Consider the following 23,968-nt stretch of genomic DNA (forward strand, 5'->3'; position numbering starts at 1 on the left):
AGTATGAAACATGCATGATATTAGAAGATTAGGTCTGCAGGTATTTGCAGCACCGAATAACCTGACAGGAGAAGTGCAGATCGAGGTAAAAGCCAGAGAGATTGACTTTGTCACATCCTTTGGTAAGAACCTGAAGGCACTGTTAGATATTCTGGGAATTACCAGAATGATCAGAAAGGAAAACAATTCGGTATTAAAGACCAAAACGGTAAAAGGTGAACTGCAGTCAGGGGATGTTGGAGAAGGCGAAGAAATCCCGATGTCCAGATACACAGTAGAAGAAAAGCCTTTTGATACGATCAAGATTGAAAAATATCGTAAAGGCGTATCGATTGAAGCCATTTCGGAAAAAGGTTATGAGGCGGCAGTACAGGATACGGATGATGAGTTCAAGTCCGATCTGCAGAATGTAGTGACTGATAAATTCTACGCACAGTTAAAAGCCGGATCTCTTACAGGACATGAAACAACTTGGCAGATGGCTGTTGCGATGGCAATCGGAATGGTTGTAGCTAAATTCCAGAAGATGAAGAGAACGGCAACCGGAGTAGCTGTTTGGGTAAACACACTGGATGTGTACAAGTATCTCGGTGCAGCAGATATTACACTGCAGACTGCATTCGGATTTAAGTATCTGACAAATTTCCTTGGAGCGGATGTGGTATTTGTTACTTCTGAGATTCCACAGAACGTCGTAATTGCAACACCGCTCAACAACATGATTGCATATTATGTTGATCCGGGAGATTCAGAGTTTGCTAAAGCTGGACTTGGATTCACAACAGATTCAGAGACAGGATTTATCGGATTCCACTCAGAAGGAACATACAGCCGTATGATTTCCGATAACTACGCAATCATGGGCTTACGTCTGTTCTGTGAATATTTAGATGCAATCGCATACATTTCTGTAGGCGAATCTGATACACAGACCTTAGGAACATTAAGCGTAACGTCAGAGGCTGGATCAGAAGCAGGGGATACAAAGCTGACAGTGAAAGAGCAGCTGCTGTCACCAAGAAACTGCTGGAAATACAAAGATGCTGCAACCGCAACTTCAGTAACTTACGGCGTGGACGTTAAGAACTGGTCTAAGTGGGATGGTGAATCAGAGATTGCTTCGACAGCAGGGCACCATATCACACTGGTTGAATGTGATCAGAACTACAAAGCTGTTCGTTCTGGTGATGTAGCTGTAACTGTCAATCCAGGAGCATAGGAGGTAAGGAAGTATGTATAAGGTAATCAAACATTTTATTGATCTCCATGATAACGATCATTCCTATAACGAGGGAGATATCTTCCCTCGTGAAGGAGTAGATGTCAGCAAAGAAAGAATCGAGGAGCTGGCCGGCAATAACAACAAACAGCACACTCCGCTGATCGAACTGGTAGAAGAAGATCCAGACAATACAGCCGGTGCAGATATTGCAGAAAAAACATCAAAAGCCGGGAAGAAGAAACCTGAGAATAAAGTACCCAAAAATAAAGAGCCGGCAGAATAGGAGGAGCGTATGATTGAAGATCTGAAAGCCTTGTTGGGACTGCCGGAAGAAATTGACGAGGAATTAGAAAATAAATTGCTGTTAATTTTAAAGGCTACCAAACAAAGGCTGCGTTTCCTTCTTGGGGGGTTAGAGCCTCCGGAAGAGATGAATTATATCATTCTGGATGTGTCAATCATACGGTTCAACAGAATCGGTTCGGAAGGACTTTCCTCTCACAGTGTTGAGGGAGAAAGCCTTTCTTGGTCAGAAAATGATTTTGCGGGATACATGGATGATATCCGGGCATATCTGGATGATCAGAAAGAATCAAAGAAAGGTAAGGTGAGATTCCTATGAGATATGACACACCAATATACTTCCAGAAACTCACCCCTGGAGAGTATGATCCGGCTACCGGTAATTATGGAGAAGATGCGATATCGGAAGATATGAAGTCTGCCTCAGTCATGGATACCGGTACGAATACGATGATGCTTGTCTATTCCGGAATTAAGGAAGGCAGCCTTACCATTCACCTGCAGAATCATTACGACCGGCCATTTGACAGGATTCGCGTAGGGAATAAAACATATGGTGTAGATTTCAGCAGGAAGCTTCGGACGAAGCAGGTATATGTTGTATCGGAGGTGATGTGATGGGAGTAAAGCTGATAGGCTTTGAAAAGTTGGAGGCTAAACTGACTAAGAATATGGATTTATCGAAAGTAAAAGCAACTGTGAAAAAAAACGGTGCGCAGTTGCAGAAAAAAGCACAGAAGAATGCACCGGTAGGAACTCCACAAAGTACAGGGATACCTGGATATGTGGGTGGAACATTAAAGCGTAGCATCGGATTGGAAATTACAGATGGCGGCATGACTGCAGAGGTTGAATCAACAGCGGAATATGCAGGTTATCAGGAATATGGAACGAGATTCATGAAAGGGAAGCCACATATACGTCCGGCATTTGAAGAACAGAAGGAAAAATTCAAGGCGGATATGAAGGAACTTGTGAGGTGATAAGATGGATCCACAGCAGGAATTGTTCAGCACCGTTTTGATGGCATTGAAAGAAAAATATGAGGATACAGGAGTTGGTGTGTATGACACGGTCTTACCGCCGGAGGACACGCCGTATCCTTTTGTTTACCTGGCGGATTGCTCCGAGAGTGATCGGGCTACAAAGAATGAGATTATCGGCGAGACTAATCTGACGTTGAAAGTCTGGCATGATAATATACGGCAGAGAGGAACGGTATCCGGTATCTTAGCAGATATCAAAAACATCTGCAGGTCTATCGAACATACAGCGCACTATGCCTGGAATATGCAGAGACCGACACAGAGAATCCTGCCGGATAATACAACGAAACAGCCGCTTCTTATGGGAATCCTAGAAGTGGCATTTAAATTTAGTTAGGAGATGACAATAGTGAAGAACGGAAAGTTATTTGGACTGCAGTTATTTGCAGAAGCAGTAGCAGGAAAAAAGATCGTATATCTGTACCGTATCCTGAGTACAGAGAAAGATCATGATGCAACAGCACTTGCATTTACGACAGAAAATGAACGTACAAAGTCGAAGGACGCTGATTCGACAGTGACAAAAGACGGCACAGTACGTACACCGGGAGCAGCAGAAGGAGAAATCACAGCATCAAGCCTTTTAAAAAAAGGAGATAAGTTCATCGATGAGCTGGAAGCAGCACTCGATGATGACGAAAAGATGGAGATCTGGGAAGTAAACTTAGCAGAGCCGCAGGCGAGCTCGACTGATAAATTTAAGGCAAAATACTTCCAGGGATATCTTACGGAAATTGATAAGACATCCAATGCAGAGGATAATGTTGAGTTATCGTTGACATTTGGGCTGGAAGGAAAAGGCGTAGATGGCTATGCAACGGTTACTGCAGAACAGCAGGAAGTAGCAGCATATGTATTTGCAGACACTCAGAAGACAGGAGCTTAAGAGGACGAGAAGATTCGTCCTCTTTTTGATGTGCGACATCGCACAGAAGGGAGATAAAACAATATGATGGAACTTACAATCAATGGAACAGTATATCAGTTTAAATTCGGAATGGGATTCTTAAGAGAAGCAAATAAGCTTACCGTAGTTCCGGTTCAGGGAATGCCGGGAACCACAAAAGAAATAGGAGCAAGGTATCTGATCGCTAGTGTTGTGGTTGATCAGGAACCGAACGCGCTGGTAGATCTGTTAGATTTGGCAAATAAGGGAGAGAATCCAAGAGTAACAAAGGCAATGTTAGATTCTTACATTGATTCGGAAGAGGTAGACATCGATGAGCTCATGGAGAAAACAAAAGATTTTTTATCGAAAACAAATGCTACCAAGAAAGCAGTGAAAGAGATCTTGAAAGAGTACGAGGAACAGATGGCGAAGAAGAAGACTCAGGAGCAGTAGAAGAGGAAGACCTATATACAACCGTAGCAAGGAATTGCTTCCGGTATTTTGGCTTCACGTCATTTAAACAGGTGGATCAGCTGACATTGGCAGAATATGAACTTATGATGGAGGCTTTAGAGCTTCGGATGCTTGACGAGAGTTTACATGAACATCGTCAGGCATTTTTGAATTTTGCGGTAAAGGCAGAAAAGAAAGCCGGTAAAGGTAAGACCAAACCAGTTTACAAGAGATTCCGGCAGTTCTTTGATTTCGATAAAGAACTGAAAAAAATGAAGAATCGAAGGAAACCATCCAGATTTGCTGGAATAACCAAACTGCTGGATAGAGAGGAGTGAGAGGATGGCAGAGTCGTATAGTGTAAAAGCAATATTATCAGCGCAGGACAAAAACTTTTCATCCATTATGAAATCATGCCAGGGATATGCAAATAATCTGAAAACCACTCTCACCGGTGGTCTTGGATTTGGTGCAATGGCTGCAATCGGTGGAAAGGCGATGTCGCTGGTGACAAATTCAGTCAGTGATTTGTCGAAAGAGACGATAGAAACATCGGATTCCATGTATAAGTTGCAGGCAGCTATGAGATTTTCCGGGTATTCCGAAGCGGAAATACAAAGAATAGCCGGAGCAACAGGTACATTAAAAACATATGCGGATAAAACAGTATTCTCCCTGCAGGATGTTATGAGTACATTCGGCTCACTTTTGGCAAATGGAATCAAAGACGCAGACAAGTTGACGGAAGCAGTCGGTAATGCAGTTGCTGTATTTGGTGGAGGTGCAAAGGAATATTCCTCGGTAGCACTTGCGTTTTCACAGGCAATGGCAGCAGGAGCTTTACATGCTCAGGATTGGAACCAGATCATTAATGCCAGTCCGCAGCTTGCTGGAGGCTTACGGAAAGAGCTGATTAAGCTGAATCCAACATTAGGGAACGACTTCAAAGGAGCAATGGAAAAGGGTGCAATTACCGCAGACATGCTCGGACAGGCTATCAATAACATTGGCATGACCGACATGGCAAAAGAAGCAGCCACATCCGTAACAACATTTGAAGGCGCTATGGGTAACTTGGAGGCATCTGCAGTAAGCGGAATGATGAAGCTTTATGATACATTCGCAAAGCCTAAAGTGATTGATGCAATCAATGGGATGACCGGTAAGGTGGAGGCGGGATTTGACAAATTGTCCGTTGGAATTCCAAAAGCAATCGAACTTATATCTCCATACTGGAACGTGTTGAAAACAGATGCAAAAGAGGTAGGGACAGCCTTTGGAGAGGCAGCGGGTGCGATTATTGACGAAGTACAGGAACTTACCGGAGCATTTGGAAAAAAGGAAAGTGTGGATAATTTCTCTGAAAGCATGGGAACAGCAACAGGTGCATTGACTACATTTGCGGATTTTCTAAAAGATCATGATAAAGAAGTGGCAAAAGCGATTACACTGTTACCGAAATTATATGTTGCTTTTAAAGGCTTTAAAATAGTCAGTGCAGTTGCCCCTGGTGTCAAAACTTTTGCGGGCGCAATTGTAAGCATGACAGGAAAAGGAATAGCGACACTGGCAGGTAAGCTATTTGGTGTAGCAGCGGGTGAAAAAGCGGTAGGCACTGCAAGCAAAGAATCGTCAGGGACTATCGTAGAATCAGCAAAAGCATTTGTAGCAATTGGCGCAGGAGTAGCATTGATAGCGGCCGGATTTTCCCTTTTGGCATATTCGGCCGTGCAAATCGCACAAGCCGGACCACTGGCAGCAGGAGTACTGATCGGCATGACAGGAGCGGTGGCAGGCTTAATGGTTGTTGCCAAAAATGTGGCGCCGGCTATGACGGCCGGAGCAACCGGATTCATTGCCTTTGGTGCAGCTGTCCTGATTGCGGCAGCGGGGATTGCTGTATTATCACTGGCGGCTGTTAATCTGGCGAATGCGGGACCGCTTGCTATAGGCTGTATGGTTGGTATGGTTGCGGCAATTGCCGGACTTGCCCTTGGCGCAGCAGCACTAGGACCGGCATTGACAGCCGGAGCAGTAGGTCTCGTTGCCTTTGGTGTAGCTATATTACTGGTTTCAACCGGAGCACTGCTGGCAAGTGTTGGGCTTGCCATAGTAGCAGGTGTGCTTCCGACCATTGTGCAATATGGAATTCAGGGAGCGGCTTGCATCGCAACTCTCGGAGCAGGCATGATCGTATTTGGCGCTGGGGCTGCAGTAGCCGGAGCAGGATGCATTGTTCTTGGTGCCGGACTTGTAGTGGTAGGTGCAGGACTTGTATTAGTTGGCGCAGCTGTCCTGATAGCGGCAGCGGGTGTGTTGCTTCTGGCAGCAGGCACACTGGCCCTTGGTGCCGGTCTTACAGTAGCTGGTGCCGGACTTCTGTTGATGGGAGCTGCATTCCCTGCCGTATCATCCGGAGCTTTAGCAACAGTAGGAGCACTGACAGCCTTAACAGCATTATCATTAGGTCTTGCGGCCGGAATGGGAACATCGGCTGTTGTAGTGGTTGCGTTTGGAGTAGCTATGGCAGGTGGCGCAGTTGGCACCCTTGCAATGGTGGTAGCATTAAAGTCTGTCAATTCAAGCATGAAATCCATAGCCGGTAATGCCAAAAGCGCCCAAAGCTCGCTCACGAGTATGCGAGCCAGTGTAAATGTGGTAAATTCCGGATTGGATGCGTTGGGAAGTAGAGCAAAGTCGGCAGTTAATACATTGGTAAGACAATTTTCAAACGCAGAAGGAAAAGCAAGGAGCTCCGGGAATGCTGTTGGAAACAACTTCAATAACGGAGTCCGCAATGGAATGAACCGGGCAGTATCCACAGCAAGATCCATGTCTGCATCCACGGTAGTGGCAATGCGATCAGCCGGATCCGGTTCATACAGCTGTGGTGTGTATATAGGCGCTGGTCTTGCAAATGGTATGGCGAGTCAGGTCGGACGTGTAAGATCTGTCGCAGCGCAGTTGGCAGCTGCAGCAGAGGCGGCAATTAGGGCGAAGGCGCAGATTCACAGTCCGTCAAGGGTGTCTGAAAAATTAGGTAGTTATTTTGGCATTGGATGGGTTAATGCAATATTAGGAAAAGTTAAACTCGCAAGAAAAGCTGCAGCACAGCTGGTTCAAATACCAGAGTTGGCAACAATACCGGATATTGGCATGAATATTCGAACAAGTATCGATGATTTGAATGATGATTATGAATACACCAGAAATGAAACTTATACCATTTACATCCCTGTCGAAGTAGATGGCCGGCAGGTGGCAAAGGCAACGGCGAAATACACCAAAGAAGAAATTGAACAGCAGCAGAAAAGAGATCTTCGAAAGAAAGGCATGAGATAAGGAGGGCAGATATGTATAAATTTGTAGACACTACAGAGAGACAGGAAGAGCAGATACTGCCCTCCGAAGCTCTCAATTTTAACGGAGTCTATTTTGAAAATGTAATCCCCGGATATCGGACACTGTATGTGTCCGGCCGGGAATTAATTGAGACGGAAATAACAGATCTATCTACAGAGATCATGGACGGATCCAGATATCGGAGAAAACGATATAAGCCAAGAACCATCACTGTGGGGTATCAGCTGATCGCTAAGAGCAATGCGGAATTCCGGAATGCTTACAACAAATTGAATTCACTGTTGGATGTGGCAGAAGCGAAGCTGATCTTCCTGGATGAACCGGATAAGTATTATGTCGGAACAAAGGTAAATGCCGGCGATGTGCCGCATGGCAGAAATGCGGTAACTGCAGAAATTGAGTTCTATTGCTCAGATCCATTTAAATATTCCGTAGAAGAGTACGAGGTTGCGCCAACTGCAGATGACGGGACAACATTTGTTGTTGATTATAAAGGAACGTATAAAGCACATCCAACGTTCGAAGCAGTGATGGAAAATGGAGAGAATGGATTTGTCGGATTCGTTGATCAGGATAAACATATTTTACAGTTCGGAAACATCGAAGAGGAAGATGGGGAGACGTACAAAGAAAATGAGACATTGGCTACGCTTCAGGACTTTTTCAATGCACCGGATGATACATCTGGAACGGATTTTATGCATCCTTTCTACGGAGCAAAAGGATCCCTCGGAACATCAACATGGTTTAATACCAAGTTCCTCTCTTTGAAGTCTGCAGGGCAACAGGTTGGCCGCGCAAACGGTGGACTCAGAACCATCATTCTTCCGGCGGACTCAACCGGTGATCAGGAAGGGTGTCAGAACTTTTATTCTTATTTCCATATCCTGTTTTATGCCGGATTGATGGGACAGACCGGAGAAATGTGTATTAACTATCTGACAGCGGACGATAAGCTTATTGCCGGTGTGAACTGGTATAAATCGGATATGAGCGGAAATACAGGACGTTATGATCTAGTCTGCTACAATCCGAACAAGAAGAGTACCGATCAGCAGGCGGGACGTGTGCTGAAAACGTACACTTATATGACAAGTCATCTGCGGAAGCAAAATCCGTGGTACTGGAACTGGGGACATTGTGATCTTAGAAAAGAAGGCAGTAAACTTACATTTTTCTATAATGGCAGTTATCCGAGCTTCAATATTCCGGAAATAGCGGATATGAAATGTGCCAAGATTCAGATTGCGATTAAGCAGAGAGGAACAAGATCAGGGAATAAGTATCTTACATACAACGGGATCAATGCTTTTTATTTTCAGAAGTTACATGTAAAAAAATGGAGAGATGTACCGAATAAATTTGCGCAGGACTGCAGTTTGATTGCAAATTGTTCAGATGGATCAATTCGGATGAATGGTCTGCCAAAGCCGGATCTGGGAGCTCTTGGAAATGACTGGGAAACATTTTGCTTGAAGCCGGGAGTTAATCAGGTTCAATGCTTGTGCTCCAGCTGGGCGAAGAAACCGATGTTTAAAATGAAGTACAGGGAGGTGTTCTTGTGATCATATATTTTGCTGACAGGGCAATGAACATTCTTGGATCAGCATCTACCGGACTGCCAAAGGGACTAATGATTACAAATGATAAAAAGACAGAAGAAATATCCGAAGGTGTGGCAATCTTTGAATGCAATTTGGATTACAATTTTGTAAATCCGGATGAGGGCGAAGAACAGGAAGTTGATGTGAAGAAGCTTGCTGCAGTCGGAAATTTCATCTTAAAGCAGAGTTCGGACAGCAGTGAAGTGGAAGTATATACGATTATTGATTCGACGATAGATCCGATTCAAAAGGATGCATCCATCTATGCTGAAGATGCGGGACTGGATCTGTTAAATGAAGTGGTCGGAAAATATGCTGCAGATAAAGCTTATAACATTGCCTATTACATTAATAAATTTGCATATGATTCCGGATTCGAAATCGGGATCAACGAAGTAAGCAATCTTACAAGAAAGTTATCCTGGGACGGTGAAACTACAGCTACGGAAAGGCTATTGAGCGTAGCTACACAGTTTGATAATGCTGAGATTGAATTCAGCTTCAAAGTCGAGAATATGGCTGTGACTGGAAAATACATAAATGTGTACAGGAATAGGGGGAATGATTCGGGTGTTACTTTGACTGTTGGCAAAGAGGTTAGCGGATTTCGAATCAAGAGTTCCATCGCAGATCTTGCAACAGCATACCGCTGTACCGGCGGAACACCGGAAGGATCAGAAAATCCGATTACATTAAATGGTTATAAGTACGATGATGGAGATTTTTATGTAGAAGGATCCTATGTGAAATCCCGGAAAGCACTGGAAAAGTGGAGCCGGTATCAGATTAAGACAGAAAAGAATAAGAATGATGTTGGACATATCGTAAAATCCTTTACATACGATACGACATCGAAATCTGAATTGTGCAATCGAGCCGTATCCAGTCTTAAGAAGATCTGTGATGAAGCTGTTACCTATGAGGTAGAGTTGTTATATCTTCCAGATGGGGTGAAGGTAGGTGACACGGTATCCATTGTTGATGATGACGATAATATATATCTTACTGCAAGAATGTTGAAATTAGAGATGTCAGAATCGAACGATACAAAAGAAGCAGAGCTAGGGGATTATGTAAGACAGGGAAGCGGTATTGATGCAAAAGTTATGGAGTTGGCAGAACAATTCCAAGGCTTGGCGAAGAATCGTAATTTCTACACCTGGACTGCTTATGCAGATGATGAAAAAGGGACTGGAATATCGATTGAATCATATGGAAAAGACTATCTCGGAATCGCTACGAACCGGCTTGCGAAAGAAGCTGATCTTTCCGATCCGACGCAGTACACATGGGTAAAGATAAAAGGTGAGCAGGGCATTCCCGGTCCAACAGGAGAGACAGGTGCCACCGGAGCAACAGGACCTCAAGGACCACAGGGAGCAAAAGGTGATACAGGACCTCAAGGACCACAGGGACCAACTGGTCCTCAAGGGCAGACAGGGGATGCAGGTAAAGACGGACAAATGCTCTATGCGACATGCGATACCGCAGCCGGAACTGTAGCGAAAGTTGCAAGTTTGGCGGCTGGAACATTATCTCTCAAAGCCGGAGCAACAGTAGCTGTTAAATTTACTTATGCAAATACCGCATCCAGTCCAACACTTAATATTGCTGGTACAGGTACAAAAGCAATGTATATCCAAGGTGTCCGGGATGTATATTGGACCGACGGAGCAACCGTAACCTTCACATATGACGGTATAAACTGGAGAGTGGCATCCGAACCAGTATATGCGCCAACAGCTACGATCGGTAATGCTGCTGGATTCAATGTGTTTATAGATGGAACCAGTGTACAAGTTAGGAAGGGGACTGAAGAACTTGCATCCTTCAAAGGTGACGAGATTCGATTAGGAGAGGGTGTCGATTGTGCAAAAGTATTTATAGGTGATCTGGAAATAGGTGTAGATGGAGCAGAAACATATCTTAGAAATTCATCTACGAGAATTTCAACGAAGGCATCACATGAGGGCGGATCGGCATCAGTACCATCAGTAGTAGTTAATGATACAGATACGTATGTGAACGGCGAGAGTATGACTGCTTTATTTACAAAGGTGGATAACAAGGCGAACAGAGAGTGGACATTACTAAAGAACCAGACCTCAGCAGGAAACTCCACAATTACAGTCGATGTATCGCAGTATTCAGAGTTCATGATCACGTGCGGACTTGCAAGCAGTACAAATGGAAATTATTACCGAGAACTTGCAAGCACGATCGTACCGGCACAGGTATTAACAAGTCGTTCTGTTGTAGATCACGGGTCCGGTTCACATCAAGCATATTATTCTAGTGCATACAATGGTGGGATCTCATATTTGAGTAGCAACAAGATTAAAATCTACAACAACGGAGGTATCACAAGATTATACGCAAGATAATCGGTTGAAAATGAATCTTTCTTGGAAAACTTCTCCTTCTGCTGTATAATGACAGTGGAAGGAGAGTGTAGTAATAATGAATAAAATGTTACAGTTCTTTAGCGAAAATAAAGATGCTTTAACTTCAATCGGAATATTACTTACTTTTTTAATCAGCAGTATTTCGCTTTATTTTTCTGTTAGAAACAACAAAGCAGTACATTATGTCAATGCTGTTACCCAAAATAGAGTTGAGTGGTTATACAAATTCAGAGAATATATATCAGATTTGATTAGTACAACAACGATTGATAATGTAGACAAGGGGATGAAAGATTCAGATACATATAGAAAGCATATAAGTGAAATAGAAAAATTGAGATTTTTAATACATATGCATTTAAATTTTTCAGATGAAATTGATAGGAATATTGATAGGTGCGTAGAAAAGCTAGTCTTTTATTACCAAGGACTGCGTGCTTCGTATTTACGATATTATGAAAAAGAATGTTACGAAAAAGAGTTTCGCCAAGAATTGGAAAAATATTTGATAAATAGGAGTATATGGGAAGAAAAACTCTTGAGACATGTTCGAGTGTATCTGAAATTTGAATGGAATAGAATTAAAATCGAAGCGACTGGAAGGACATATAAGAAAAATAAGCAATGTGAAGATTTGAAAAAATTATATGAATTATATGATGGCAATAATAAGAAGAATCATAATGAGAGAGGTTAACACCTCTCTTTTTCTATGCAAGGAGGTGAATACATGGAAATCAGAGCAAGACCGAAAGGTCTTATTTTTATGAAAAAAATTAAGAAAGAGTGAGGTATATGAAGAAAATGGATAAAATTTTTAATTGGATCAGTGTAGTGTTCGGTCTGATCGGAGGCGTCCTGTCATACTGGCTTGGTGGATGGGACGTGCTTTTAAAGACGATCGTGTTCCTGGCAGTGGTAGATTACATAACGGGAGTAATCAAAGGTATTTATACAAAAAAGCTGTCATCGGAAACTGGGTTCAAGGGATTGCTGAAAAAGATTGTAATGTTTATTGTAATTGCCGTGTCTTTTTCCATCCAAGAATTAATCGGGAATACAATCCCGTTAAGAGAAGTTGTAATCATGTTCTATATTTGCAATGAGGCATTGAGTTTATTGGAAAACGCGGCGGTGTTTGTACCGATTCCGGACAAGCTAAGAGATGTATTAATACAGTTAAGGGACAAAGACACGGAAGAGGATTCAGAGGGCGAATAATCGTCCTCTAACATATTATATATTGTGTGCGACGTCGCACAGAAAGGAGCAATTATGGCACATTTATTTTTAATAGCCGGTCACGGGGCTGGTGACAGTGGAGCTGTTGGATACGGTTACACCGAAGCAGAGAGAGTCCGTGCACTCGCAAGACGAATTGTAGCATACGGAGGAAGTAATGTTACTCTTGGAGATACAAGCCGGAACTGGTATGCCGATAAAGGTATTAACTCACTCAATATTCCAAAAAGCTATCAGATTCTGGAACTGCATATGGACAGCGGAGTATCGATGGCAAAAGGTGGGCACGTAATCATTAAAGAAGGATATAATCCGGATCAGTATGATACAGCACTCGCCAACTTCATCGGAACATTCTTCCCTGGAAGAGCCAACAAGGTTGTAGGCAGAGCGCATCTTGCCAACGTCAATCGCGCAGCTGCGAAAGGTTACAGCTACAGACTTCTGGAAAATGGATTCATTACAAACAAAACAGATCTTACGAAATTCAATGAGAAAATTGATGATCTGGCAAGAGGAATCCTTAAGTCCTTCGGTATTGCACCAGCAGCACCGGTAGCACCAGTTAAGAAGAAAGCAGAACCAATCGACGGAGAGATCAAGGCTGGTGGAGTATTCCAGAACAAGATTGATAAGTTCGGTACAATTTCATACCAGGCACACATGAGAAGTGCTGGCTGGGGAGCTTGGCAGTCTGACGGATTAATGGTCGGCTCAACAAACCAGAATCGCCGGATCGAAGCACTGCACATCCAGCCGGTCGGAGAAACAGATGTTGTTGTCCATATGAAAGGAATCGGAAACAAAGAATACAAGAACATCACCAAAGACACACTGATCGGAACCACCGGACAGAACAGAAGACTGGAAGCAATCCGGATCACAGGAAAGGAATCTTTCTACCTGTACAGAGTCCACCAGAAGAGCATTGGCTGGTCAGAATGGGCCAATAACGGAGAATGGGCAGGTACGATCGGAAAAGGTCTGCAGATGGAAGCACTGGAGATTAAGAAATCCATGTTCTCCGTCGAACCGCACGTACAGAGCAAAGGATGGCTGTCACCAAAAGCCGCAGAGAATGTGATTGGTATCACCGGCCACGCATTACGCTTGGAAGCACTCCGGATTAATCCATACGGAAAAACGATTAAAGCAAAAGCTCACATCCAGAGTAAAGGCTGGGTGGATTACGGTACGATCACCAAAGACACAATCATCGGTACTGTTGGAGAAAAGAAACGTATTGAATGCTTATGCTTCGAAGGAGACTTTGAATATCGTGTTCATATCCAGAGCTCCGGATGGACAGATTGGACAAAAGCAGACGGAGTAGCAACGCTTGGAACTGTAGGACAGGAGTTACGCATCGAGGCTATTCAGTTTAGATGATTTTTGCTAAAATGTAGCATATAAATAGGTAAAAATCCACTTTATAGGTTATAGCAAAAAGGTCATCCAATTCGGACATTGTACCTGCCGTCCGTCACAATACTGCGTCAGTATCGGCTGCTTGACATTCGGTCTGGAAAGATAATCGGCAAACAATTCATCCACTATCACAGAGATCGTATCATAGATATTCCGTTCCGGAATCCATTTGTGATCAAATGCGGTTGAAGAAGTGATCGTAAAATCATATCCGCGGTTCCGGTAAAATTCTGTATATACCCGGTTCAGAGTAAAAGACATGATTGCCAGTACGTTTGCCCGGATGGTATCCTCCGGCCAGGTCGCATAGATTTCACTGGAAGCTACATTTTTGATATAATCCTTATACTTCACATAATAGTTTTTGGCAGTGGAGTCGCGTGGACTTCCATCATGAACTACGATGTATTCCGGGACCACGACGCGGCTTAAGACAATCTCTCCGGATTCGAAGGTCGGCTGGATCTCGTCTTCGGGAATCTTAGGCGGATAGGTGGCATATAATGTATGAGCCGGAATGACGAATACGGTTTCCTCGTCTTCGGGAGTGTCGATTGGTTTCATGCTGACATTCTGAATGGCAGTGACATCGGCGAGAATTTCAGCACCGGCAATACTGACCGACTCGAAGCCTTCGGCGGTGATCTGCATGGTATATTCGGAATATGGCTGGACTTCATTTTCTGGATTCAGGCTGTATTCTAACGGTGGTGCCGCAAGATCAATCGTATCGGTCTGCCCGGAACTGTCGGTAGTAAGTTGTTCTAACTGAGCTTCTGGAACACCCGTGTAGAAGATGGAAATCTGAGCCCCCTGAATCGGATAGGCAGAGATGTCAGATACGAGATTAATCTGCAGACGGCCTTTGTCGGGAGTATCCTGAGTGGTTGGAGTCGTTCCGTTCATAAAATAGGACCTCTTTTAAGACTCTGTTACTGACAGAGTATGCAAAAATAAGAAAAATGTGAAGATACAGGGAATAAAAGAGACAGATTGTTACACAAAGTATGGAACATCTTAAAAATAACAGAAACAGGAGCGTAGAACAGAGCATGAAAAGAAGGTGTTTACGGATATATAGAAAAAGAAGAAAAAAGAAATTAATCATCCTGATTCTGACATGCATTCTCTTTCTTGGAACCGCAGCAGCAGAAAGGGGCGGATACCTGGAACTTGAACAATTTGGTTCAAATAAAAAACAAGATATTCCTTATCAGAAAGTATCCATAACGGAAGAAGAGAACACGGAGAAATATTATTATCAGCAGTTGCCGACTGAACAAAGGCAGGTCTATCAGGAAATTCTGGAAGGTGTCAGAAACCACACGGAGGAAATTTATGTACATAACGCGGATGTAGATGAGACAAATCAGATTTTTCAGAAGCTGATGAAGGATCAGCCGGACATCTTCTGGTGTGACGGGACAGCAACGGCTACGACTTATAAAGGAAAAGAAAGTTATACCGTCCTGAAACCGAAATATTTTTACACAGCAGAAGAAAGCCAGAAGATGCAGACCGCGATTATGCAGGCGGCAGAGAAGTGGCTGGCAGATCTGGATGCCGATGCAGATGACTATCACAAAATTCTCTATGTATATGAAAAAATCGTAGATGAAGTAGAGTATGATGAGAGCGCGCCGGATAATCAGAACATCTACAGCGTATTTGTCAATCAGAAATCTGTATGTGCTGGATATTCGAAAGCAACGCAGTATTTGTTGGAACGGCTTGGCGTGTTCTGTACTTATGTGACGGGAAAGACGACGGAAGGCGGAAACCATGCGTGGAATCTGGTGAAATGTAACGGCGATTATTATTATGTCGACACAACTTGGGGAGATCCGGTGTTCCAACAGGAAGAAGGAGAAGATACATCCCGGGATGCAGAGCAAAATTCAGGTCAAGATGCAGAGGCTTCTGGTAATAAGGCAAATATCAGCTATGATTATATGTGTTGTGATGATACGCAGTTATTTCAGACACATATTCTGGATAAGGATACACAGATGCCAGAGTGCAGCAAGATGGATTGCAATTATTACGTGGTAAACGGAATGTATTACACAAAGTATGATGCCAAGAAGGTACTGGAAGCCATGAACCAGGCTATCTGGGCGAAGAAAAGTGCTACAATTTTTAAATTCGCAGATACATCCGTCTACAGTCAGGCGCACGATGACATTTTCCAGAAAGAACTTGCAAAAGCAGCGCAGAATCTGGCGGATTACTATGGATTATCGCAGGTGAAGTACCAGTACATCGATGACCCGAGATTACACAAGATTGTAATATTTTGGCAGTATTCATAAAAAAACAAAAATATCCGTTGAAAATCCTCGGATTATGTAGTATAATTTTTACAATTTGTGAAGACATAAATTGTCTGGTACCGATGTATGAAAAACGAGGCGGTTTTGTGCTTGCACAAACTGCCTTTTATTCTGTATTTTTAAGAAAAATTCTTTGTAACAACGAATTTTTTTTGCCCAAATATAGAAAATGTACCTGAAGTACAGCAGTATGGATTCATGAAAAAAGAAAAAGAAACACAGAAGGGAAAAGGTGAATATATGAAAGCATTTCTTATATTAGAAGACGGGACTGTCTTTACCGGAACCAGTATCGGTTCGACAAAAGACATGATTAGCGAGATAGTGTTTAATACTTCAATGACAGGTTATCTGGAGGTATTAACCGACCCTTCTTATGCGGGACAGGCCGTAGTAATGACCTATCCATTGATTGGAAATTATGGCATCACACCGGATATGGAGTCAAGGAAGGCATGGCCGGATGGATATATCGTAAGAGAACTTTCCAGAATGCCAAGCAACTTCCGTTGTGAAGGAACACTTCAGGATTTCCTGAAAGAACAGGATATTCCAGGAATTGCAGGAATTGATACACGTGCCCTTACGAAGATTCTTCGTGAAAAGGGAACCATGAACGGAATGATCACCACGAACGAGAATTACAACTTAGATGAGATTCTCCCAAAACTGAAAGCATATACAGTTGGTGATGTGGTATCAAAAGTAACATGTGATGAAAAATATGTCTTAGAAGGCAATGGACCGAAGGTTGCTCTTATGGACTTCGGTGCAAAGAAGAACATTGCCAAGTCTTTAAATGAACGCGGCTGTGAAGTTACAGTTTATCCGGCAGGAACAAAAGCAGAAGAGATTATTGCTGCTAATCCGGACGGCATTATGTTGTCTAACGGACCTGGAGATCCGGAAACATGCGTATCTATTATCGAAGAGATCAAGAAGTTATACAATACTGATATTCCTATTTTTGCAATTTGTCTCGGACATCAGCTTATGGCACTTGCAAATGGTGCAAAGACTTATAAGTTGAAATATGGACACCGCGGCGGTAACCATCCGGTGAAGGATCTGACAAACAACAGAGTATACATTTCTTCACAGAACCATGGTTATGCAGTTGATGGTACAACCATTGATCCGGCTATCGCAAAAGAAGCATTTATCAATGTAAATGACGGAACCAACGAAGGACTTGCATACGAAGGAAAGAATATTTTCACAGTTCAGTTCCACCCGGAGGCTTGTCCTGGACCACAGGATTCCGGATACCTGTTTGATAGATTTATGGATATGATGAAAGGAGCAAAATAATGCCTAGAATTAAAGATATTAAGAAAGTATTAGTAATTGGCTCTGGCCCTATTATCATTGGACAGGCAGCGGAGTTTGACTATGCAGGTACACAGGCCTGCCGTTCATTAAAAGAAGAAGGTCTGGAAGTAGTCCTTTTGAACTCTAACCCGGCTACGATCATGACAGATAAAGATATCGCAGACCGCGTATACATCGAGCCTCTGACAGTTGAGGTGGTAGAACAGCTGATCTTAAAGGAAAAACCAGACAGTGTCCTTCCTACACTGGGTGGACAGGCAGCACTGAATCTGGCTATGGAGCTGGATGAGAATGGATTCCTTGAAAGAAACAACGTACGTCTGATCGGTACTACTTCTGAGACGATCAAAAAGGCCGAAGACCGTCTGGAATTCAAGATGACAATGGAAAAAATCGGCGAGCCTTGTGCAGCTTCTAAAGTCGTAAAGGATGTACAGGCTGGTATCGAATTTGCTGAAAGTATCGGATATCCGGTTGTACTTCGTCCGGCTTACACACTTGGTGGAAGCGGCGGCGGAATCGCGGATAACAGAACAGAACTCGTAGAGATCCTGGAAAATGGACTTCGTCTTTCACGTGTTGGGGAAGTTCTGGTAGAACGTTGCATCGCAGGATGGAAAGAGATCGAGTACGAAGTAATGCGTGACAGCAATGGTAACTGCATTACCGTATGTAATATGGAAAACCTGGACCCTGTAGGTGTACATACCGGAGACAGTATCGTAGTAGCACCTTCTCAGACACTGAGCGATAAAGAGTACCAGATGCTCCGTACATCTGCTCTTAATATCATCAGTGAGTTAAATATCACTGGTGGATGTAACGTACAGTATGCGCTGAATCCAGATTCATTTGAGTACTGTGTAATCGAGGTTAACCCTCGTGTAAGCCGTTCTTCTGCACTTGCATCTAAGGCAACAGGATATCCGATTGCCAAGGTTGCAGCAAAGATCGCTCTTGGATATACACTGGACGAGATCAAGAACGCAGTAACAAAGAAGACATACGCAAGTTTTGAGCCTATGCTTGACTACTGTGTTGTAAAGATCCCGAGACTTCCATTTGATAAGTTCATCAGTGCAAAACGTACACTGACAACACAGATGAAAGCGACCGGAGAAGTTATGAGTATCTGTGATAACTTCGAGGGAGCACTTATGAAAGCCATCCGTTCTCTGGAACAGCATGTAGACAGCCTTATGTCTTATGACTTCTCTTATTTAAAAGGAGAAGAACTGTTAGAAGAACTGAAAGTTGTAGATGACCGTCGTATCTGGAAGATCGCAGAAGCAATCCGTCAGGGCATCAGCTACGAAGACATTCACAGAATTACAAAGATTGACAACTGGTTCATTGACAAGATCGCAATTCTCGTAGAGATGGAACAGAAATTAAAGACAGAAGAATTAACAGCAGAGACATTAAAAGAAGCAAAACGCTTAGAGTTCCCGGATAATGTGATCGCAGAACTGACAGGAAAGACAGAGCGTGAGATCCATGACCTTCGTCATGATAATGGCATCACAGCTTCTTATAAGATGGTTGATACCTGTGCGGCTGAGTTCGCAGCAGAGACACCATATTACTACTCTGTATTCGGAAGTGAGAATGAAGTAGTTGAAACTTCCGGCAAGAAGAAAGTACTGGTACTTGGTTCCGGACCGATCCGTATCGGACAGGGTATCGAGTTCGACTTCTGTTCTGTACATTGTACATGGGCATTTGCCAAAGAAGGATATGAGACGATTATTGTAAATAACAACCCTGAGACAGTAAGTACAGACTTCGATATCGCTGACAAGCTGTATTTCGAGCCTCTGACACCGGAAGATGTAGAAAGTATCGTAGATCTGGAAAAACCGGACGGAGCAGTTGTACAGTTCGGTGGACAGACAGCGATCAAGCTGACAGAATCTCTTATGAAGATGGGCGTTCCAATCCTTGGAACATCTGCTGAAAATGTAGATGCAGCCGAAGACCGTGAGCTGTTTGATGAGATTCTTGAGCAGTGCGAGATCCCAAGACCGACAGGTGGAACTGTATTTACAGCAGAAGAAGCGAAGAAAGTTGCAAACAGACTGGGTTATCCGGTACTGGTAAGACCTTCTTACGTACTTGGCGGACAGGGAATGCAGATTGCGATCAATGATCACGATATTGATGAGTTCATCGGAATCATCAACCGTATCGCACAGGATCATCCAATCCTGGTTGATAAATATTTACAGGGTAAAGAGATTGAGGTAGATGCCGTATGCGACGGTGAAGATATCCTGATTCCAGGTATCATGGAGCATATCGAGCGTGCCGGAATCCATTCCGGAGACAGTATCTCTGTATATCCTGCACAGAGCATCTCTCAGAAGACAAAAGAGACGATTGCCGAATATACAAGAAGACTTGCAAAATCCTTACATGTAATCGGACTGATTAACATCCAGTTCATCGTATGTGGAGAAGATGTATATGTAATCGAAGTTAACCCTCGTTCCAGCCGTACTGTTCCATACATCAGTAAGGTAACAGGTATTCCGATCGTACCACTTGCAACAAAAGTGATCATCGGACACAAGATCAAAGAACTTGGTTATACACCTGGATTACAGCCGGAAGCAGATTATTTTGCAATCAAGATGCCGGTATTCTCATTTGAGAAGATCCGCGGTGCTGATATCAGCCTTGGACCTGAGATGAAGTCTACCGGAGAGTGTCTGGGAATTGCCAAGACATTTGATGAGGCTCTTTATAAAGCATTCATCGGTGCCGGAGTCAAACTTCCAAAACACAAGAACATGATTATGACAGTTCGTGATGAAGATAAGGAAGAAGCAGTAGAGATCGGACGCAGATTCGAGAAGATCGGTTACAAGATCTTTGCTACAGAAGGAACTGCCAAGGTCCTGACAGATGCAGGCGTGAAAGCGATGACAGTCAATAAGATTGAGCAGGAATCTCCGAACCTTATGGATCTGATCCTCGGACATAAGATCGACCTGGTTATCGACACACCTCCGCAGGGAGCTGATCACTCAAGAGACGGATTCGTGATCCGTAGAAATGCGATCGAGACAGGTGTCAATGTACTGACAGCGATCGATACAGCAAAAGCTCTGATCACCAGTCTTGAGAATACAGATATCCAGAAACTGACACTGATCGACATTGCTAAGATCAAATAGAGTTTGGACAATCGGATTTTGCGTAAATGAATTTTATGTAACAGAATTTGAATAATTAATATTTGTAATGTTTGTAAAAACATAAATAAAAAGTGGCATACAGCATGATTATTTTGCAGTATGCTGCTTTTTTGTTGCCAAACATTAAAATATGTGATTATTTACATCATGTAATACGTTCTATATACAGGGGACGCCCTCAGGAGGAAGAATTTTGACGCGTGAAAATCGGCAGTGGATATTACTGGACACCGTATATTATCATGATTGCGGCAGTAATCTGTATCCCGGTATTTTTAATTGTAACAGTAGTAAGCTATTGTAAAAGAGAAGCTTAAGGAGCAGAGAAATAACGGAGAAAAATGAACGCTAAAAATAAGAAAAAAGAGTAGCATAATCTGCAGACTTTAAAAAAGTAAATAAAAAAGTTGACAAAACGAGACATACATGATATGATACCAATCGTTGCTTGTAACAAATTTGTAATATTTGTAATAAAGTTGAAAAAAATGAATATACTTTATTAAAAGAAATGTAAATCATTGCAACAAAATCAGGAGGGTATTTATATTATGTTAAAAGCGAAGAGACTGAAATCGATGTTCGTGCTGTATTCAGCATGCGCAGTAATGGCAACTGGTTTTACCAGTCAGGCAGCCTCTGAACAGCCGGAAGTAACAACAATCACAGAAACAAAAGGGGAAAATACGAATACACACACTGCTGTACAGGCGATATCACAGAATATCGTGGCATCTGCACAGGAAATGACGGATGCAAGCCAGCAGGTAATTGCAGACAATATAGCGAAAAAAGAAGAGGAAGAACGCCTCGCAAGAGAAAAGGCAGAGCAGGAAGCAAAAGAAAAAGCAGAACGCGAAGCAAGAGAAGCATACGTAAGAGCCAATCAGGAACTGCTTGCATCCATCATCTACTGCGAAGCAGGAAACCAGCCGTATGAAGGACAGGTTGCCGTCGGTGCGGTGATCATGAACCGTGTAAAGAGTGGAAGTTATCCGAATTCCATCGAAGAAGTCATCTATCAGTCCGGGCAGTTCGGACCGGCAGCGACCGGATGGCTGAACAGAGTGAGAAGTTCAAAGGGATATTCACAGACAGCTCTGCAGGCTGCTGTAGATGCGTTGAATGGCTCGAATCCGATTGGAAACTGTCTGTATTTTGATCAAGGCGGTGCCGGAATGAAGATCGGGGCACATTATTTCCACTAACATTTGTAGAAATAATATAGAAAGAAATGCATATGGAATGGAGCCGGAGTTCTTCAGAAATTCGAAAGAAATCTTAAGAAAGCCGGAATTGACAATTGCATGACAAATGTATTACGATAAGAGGGCAAAAGTGTTAAACTTTTGTCCTTTTTGTCACCGCGCATTAGAAAAGATGACGATGGTAACTTACGCAGATAAGGACAGAGTTTGAAGTATGGGGAGAAGAAAGATTGTATAAGATTTTAATCGTGGAAGATGATGAAACAATAGCAGGCGGACTGAAAAACCATTTGGAAAAATGGAATTATCAGGCAGAATGTATGACGGATTTTAAAGACGTAATGGGAAAATTCGTGGAATTTGAGCCGCAGCTTGTGTTATTGGACATTGTGCTTCCATTTTTTAATGGATTTCACTGGTGTCAGGAGATCCGGAAGATCTCGAAGGTGCCGATCATTTTCCTGTCATCGGCGAATGATAATATGAATATTGTGATGGCAATGAATATGGGCGGCGATGAATTCATCGAGAAACCGTTTGACCTGAATGTGGTGACGGCAAAGGTGCAGGCCGTGTTAAGAAGAACCTATGAATTTCGTGGAACGGCAGATGTCATGGAGTGGAACGGTGCGATCCTGAATCTGGCAGATGCGACAGTTCTGTATCAGGACCAGAAACTGGAACTGAGCAAGAACGAATTCAAGATTCTGCAGATACTTCTGGAAAATACAGGGAAGATCGTAAGCCGTGAAAGTATTATGACGAGACTCTGGGACAGCAATGAATTTATTGATGACAATACACTGACGGTCAATGTGGCAAGACTTCGTAAAAAAATGGAACAGATTGGCCTTGGCGGAAAGATCATCACAAAAAAAGGAATAGGATATATGGTGGAGGCATGAAACTGTTAATAGCATTTTTTAAAGATAAAACAAGAGAGATCAGCCTTTATGCCGGAACGGTCGGAATATTTATTGTTGTAGCATTTCTTTATAATATCAGGATGGATGCGTTGAAATATGCACTGCTGCTGGTGATATTGTGGCTGCTCCTTTATGTAATAACGGAATATCATCGCTTCCGGAAGAAGCATCTTCTGCTGGAACGGTTTAAGAAGAGCACGCAGGAGTGCACAAAAGAACTTCCAGAGTGCAGGAATCTTCTGGAACTGGATTATCAGGAATTACTGGGGATCTTTGACGAAAAGATTCTGGAGTTGAAATCAGAGGCAAGAATCAAAGGCCAGGACTTAAGTGATTATTATGGTATGTGGGTGCATCAGATCAAGACACCTATCACTGCGATGCACATATTGCTGCAATCGGTGGAAGATGAAAACCCGGCACTGCCGGAATTAAAAGAGATGAAGATGGAACTTTTTAAAATGGAACAGTATGTGGAGATGGTGCTGACGTATCTCCGCATGGAAGATATGTCTGGGGATCTGCAGTTTGAGAAGGTGTCTTTAGATAAGATTCTGAAACAATCTGTCCGGAAATATTCTCAGATGTTTATTCTTCAGAAGATCCGTCTGGATTACCGGCCGGTGGAACGAATAGTTCTTACAGATGAAAAATGGCTGGAGTTTGTGACAGAACAGATTCTGTCTAATGCTTTGAAATACACAAAGAATGGCGGCGAGATTAGAATCTGTCTGGAAGAAAAAAGAGGACGGGAGTGTCTGGTGATCGAGGATAATGGAATCGGTATTCAGGCAGAAGATCTTCCTAGAGTATTTGAAAAAGGGTTTACCGGATATAATGGAAGAGCAGATAAGAAGTCTACCGGGATTGGACTGTATCTTTGCAAAAAGATCATGGATAAGATGGGACATAAGATATGGATTGATTCAGAGGTGGGAAAAGGAACCCGTGTATATCTGGAATTGACAAGGAAAGAATGGAATCCGGAATAACGATCAGATAAAAAGAGAAAAC

The 23,968-nt window shown here is 43.0% G+C and carries 22 protein-coding genes; 21 read left to right on the forward strand and 1 reads right to left on the reverse strand.

What is annotated here, in order from left to right; all coding sequences use genetic code 11:
* Positions 1–10: 10 nt before the first annotated feature.
* The 15 genes from NCY30_RS03915 (at position 11) to NCY30_RS03990 (ending at position 13,916) form a co-directional block, all read left to right on the forward strand.
* A complete protein-coding gene (locus NCY30_RS03915) occupies positions 11–1,219 on the forward strand; it encodes a hypothetical protein (protein WP_250818485.1) in 1,209 nt (402 codons plus the stop codon).
* A gap of 13 nt (positions 1,220–1,232) precedes the next feature.
* The gene (locus NCY30_RS03920; protein ID WP_250818486.1) at positions 1,233–1,505 is read left to right on the forward strand and encodes a hypothetical protein; all 273 of its coding nucleotides are present in this window, start codon (positions 1,233–1,235) and stop codon (positions 1,503–1,505) included.
* 9 nt (positions 1,506–1,514) lie between these two features.
* Positions 1,515–1,844 carry a phage head-tail connector protein gene (locus tag NCY30_RS03925; RefSeq protein WP_250818487.1) on the forward strand — a complete coding sequence of 110 codons (330 nt, stop codon included), beginning with the start codon at positions 1,515–1,517 and terminating at the stop codon, positions 1,842–1,844.
* The gene (locus tag NCY30_RS03930; RefSeq protein ID WP_250818488.1) at positions 1,841–2,143 is read left to right on the forward strand and encodes a hypothetical protein; all 303 of its coding nucleotides are present in this window, start codon (positions 1,841–1,843) and stop codon (positions 2,141–2,143) included. The genes NCY30_RS03925 and NCY30_RS03930 overlap by 4 nt, the downstream gene beginning before the upstream one ends.
* On the forward strand, positions 2,143–2,508 hold the full coding sequence (locus NCY30_RS03935) for an HK97-gp10 family putative phage morphogenesis protein (RefSeq protein ID WP_250818489.1): 366 nt from the start codon (positions 2,143–2,145) through the stop codon (positions 2,506–2,508). The genes NCY30_RS03930 and NCY30_RS03935 overlap by 1 nt, the downstream gene beginning before the upstream one ends.
* 4 nt (positions 2,509–2,512) lie before the next feature.
* Entirely contained in the window at positions 2,513–2,908 is a 396-nt protein-coding gene (locus NCY30_RS03940) for a hypothetical protein (RefSeq protein ID WP_250818490.1), read from the forward strand.
* Between the two features lie 12 nt (positions 2,909–2,920).
* Entirely contained in the window at positions 2,921–3,457 is a 537-nt protein-coding gene (locus tag NCY30_RS03945) for a phage major tail protein, TP901-1 family (protein ID WP_250818491.1), read from the forward strand.
* Positions 3,458–3,520: 63 nt separating this feature from the next.
* Entirely contained in the window at positions 3,521–3,913 is a 393-nt protein-coding gene (locus NCY30_RS03950) for a tail assembly chaperone (protein ID WP_250818492.1), read from the forward strand.
* Between the two features lie 86 nt (positions 3,914–3,999).
* The gene (locus NCY30_RS03955) at positions 4,000–4,251 is read left to right on the forward strand and encodes a hypothetical protein (protein ID WP_173785219.1); all 252 of its coding nucleotides are present in this window, start codon (positions 4,000–4,002) and stop codon (positions 4,249–4,251) included.
* Between the two features lie 4 nt (positions 4,252–4,255).
* On the forward strand, positions 4,256–7,255 hold the full coding sequence (locus tag NCY30_RS03960) for a tape measure protein (RefSeq protein ID WP_250818493.1): 3,000 nt from the start codon (positions 4,256–4,258) through the stop codon (positions 7,253–7,255).
* 11 nt (positions 7,256–7,266) lie between these two features.
* Positions 7,267–8,841, forward strand: coding sequence for a distal tail protein Dit (locus NCY30_RS03965; RefSeq protein ID WP_250818494.1), 1,575 nt, complete (start codon positions 7,267–7,269; stop codon positions 8,839–8,841).
* Entirely contained in the window at positions 8,838–11,264 is a 2,427-nt protein-coding gene (locus NCY30_RS15070) for a phage tail spike protein (protein WP_331476454.1), read from the forward strand. Before NCY30_RS03965 ends, NCY30_RS15070 begins: the two co-directional genes overlap by 4 nt.
* Positions 11,265–11,340: 76 nt before the next feature.
* Positions 11,341–11,982, forward strand: a complete 642-nt coding sequence (locus tag NCY30_RS03980) for a hypothetical protein (protein WP_161170125.1) — start codon at positions 11,341–11,343, stop codon at positions 11,980–11,982.
* Between the two features lie 98 nt (positions 11,983–12,080).
* The gene (locus tag NCY30_RS03985; protein WP_330521758.1) at positions 12,081–12,506 is read left to right on the forward strand and encodes a phage holin family protein; all 426 of its coding nucleotides are present in this window, start codon (positions 12,081–12,083) and stop codon (positions 12,504–12,506) included.
* Between the two features lie 54 nt (positions 12,507–12,560).
* Positions 12,561–13,916, forward strand: a complete 1,356-nt coding sequence (locus NCY30_RS03990) for an N-acetylmuramoyl-L-alanine amidase (protein WP_250818495.1) — start codon at positions 12,561–12,563, stop codon at positions 13,914–13,916.
* A 48-nt stretch (positions 13,917–13,964) separates the two neighbouring features.
* On the opposite strand, the gene NCY30_RS03995 is transcribed toward NCY30_RS03990, so the two are convergent.
* The gene (locus NCY30_RS03995; protein WP_173784411.1) at positions 13,965–14,861 is read right to left on the reverse strand and encodes a carboxypeptidase-like regulatory domain-containing protein; all 897 of its coding nucleotides are present in this window, start codon (positions 14,859–14,861) and stop codon (positions 13,965–13,967) included.
* 146 nt (positions 14,862–15,007) lie between these two features.
* Here NCY30_RS03995 and NCY30_RS04000 point away from each other — a divergent pair, with 146 nt between their 5' ends.
* From NCY30_RS04000 to NCY30_RS04025, 6 genes are all read left to right on the forward strand, one after another.
* Positions 15,008–16,267, forward strand: coding sequence for a transglutaminase domain-containing protein (locus NCY30_RS04000; RefSeq protein WP_243856956.1), 1,260 nt, complete (start codon positions 15,008–15,010; stop codon positions 16,265–16,267).
* Positions 16,268–16,528: 261 nt separating this feature from the next.
* Positions 16,529–17,599 carry a carbamoyl phosphate synthase small subunit gene (locus NCY30_RS04005; RefSeq protein ID WP_044919737.1) on the forward strand — a complete coding sequence of 357 codons (1,071 nt, stop codon included), beginning with the start codon at positions 16,529–16,531 and terminating at the stop codon, positions 17,597–17,599.
* Complete coding sequence (carB, locus tag NCY30_RS04010; RefSeq protein WP_006426780.1) at positions 17,599–20,799, forward strand: carbamoyl-phosphate synthase large subunit; 3,201 nt, start codon at positions 17,599–17,601, stop codon at positions 20,797–20,799. Before NCY30_RS04005 ends, carB begins: the two co-directional genes overlap by 1 nt.
* A 572-nt stretch (positions 20,800–21,371) precedes the next feature.
* Positions 21,372–22,028, forward strand: a complete 657-nt coding sequence (locus NCY30_RS04015; protein WP_022416041.1) for a cell wall hydrolase — start codon at positions 21,372–21,374, stop codon at positions 22,026–22,028.
* Positions 22,029–22,258: 230 nt separating this feature from the next.
* Complete coding sequence (locus NCY30_RS04020) at positions 22,259–22,933, forward strand: response regulator transcription factor (RefSeq protein ID WP_044919626.1); 675 nt, start codon at positions 22,259–22,261, stop codon at positions 22,931–22,933.
* Positions 22,930–23,946 (forward strand): sensor histidine kinase, encoded by a 1,017-nt coding sequence (locus NCY30_RS04025; protein WP_250818496.1) that lies wholly within the window; start codon positions 22,930–22,932, stop codon positions 23,944–23,946. The genes NCY30_RS04020 and NCY30_RS04025 overlap by 4 nt, the downstream gene beginning before the upstream one ends.
* The last annotated feature ends 22 nt before the right edge of the window (positions 23,947–23,968 follow it).

It is taken from the genome of Dorea sp. MB18-49 (genome assembly GCF_023669465.1).
Taxonomy (GTDB): domain Bacteria; phylum Bacillota; class Clostridia; order Lachnospirales; family Lachnospiraceae; genus Dorea_A; species Dorea_A longicatena.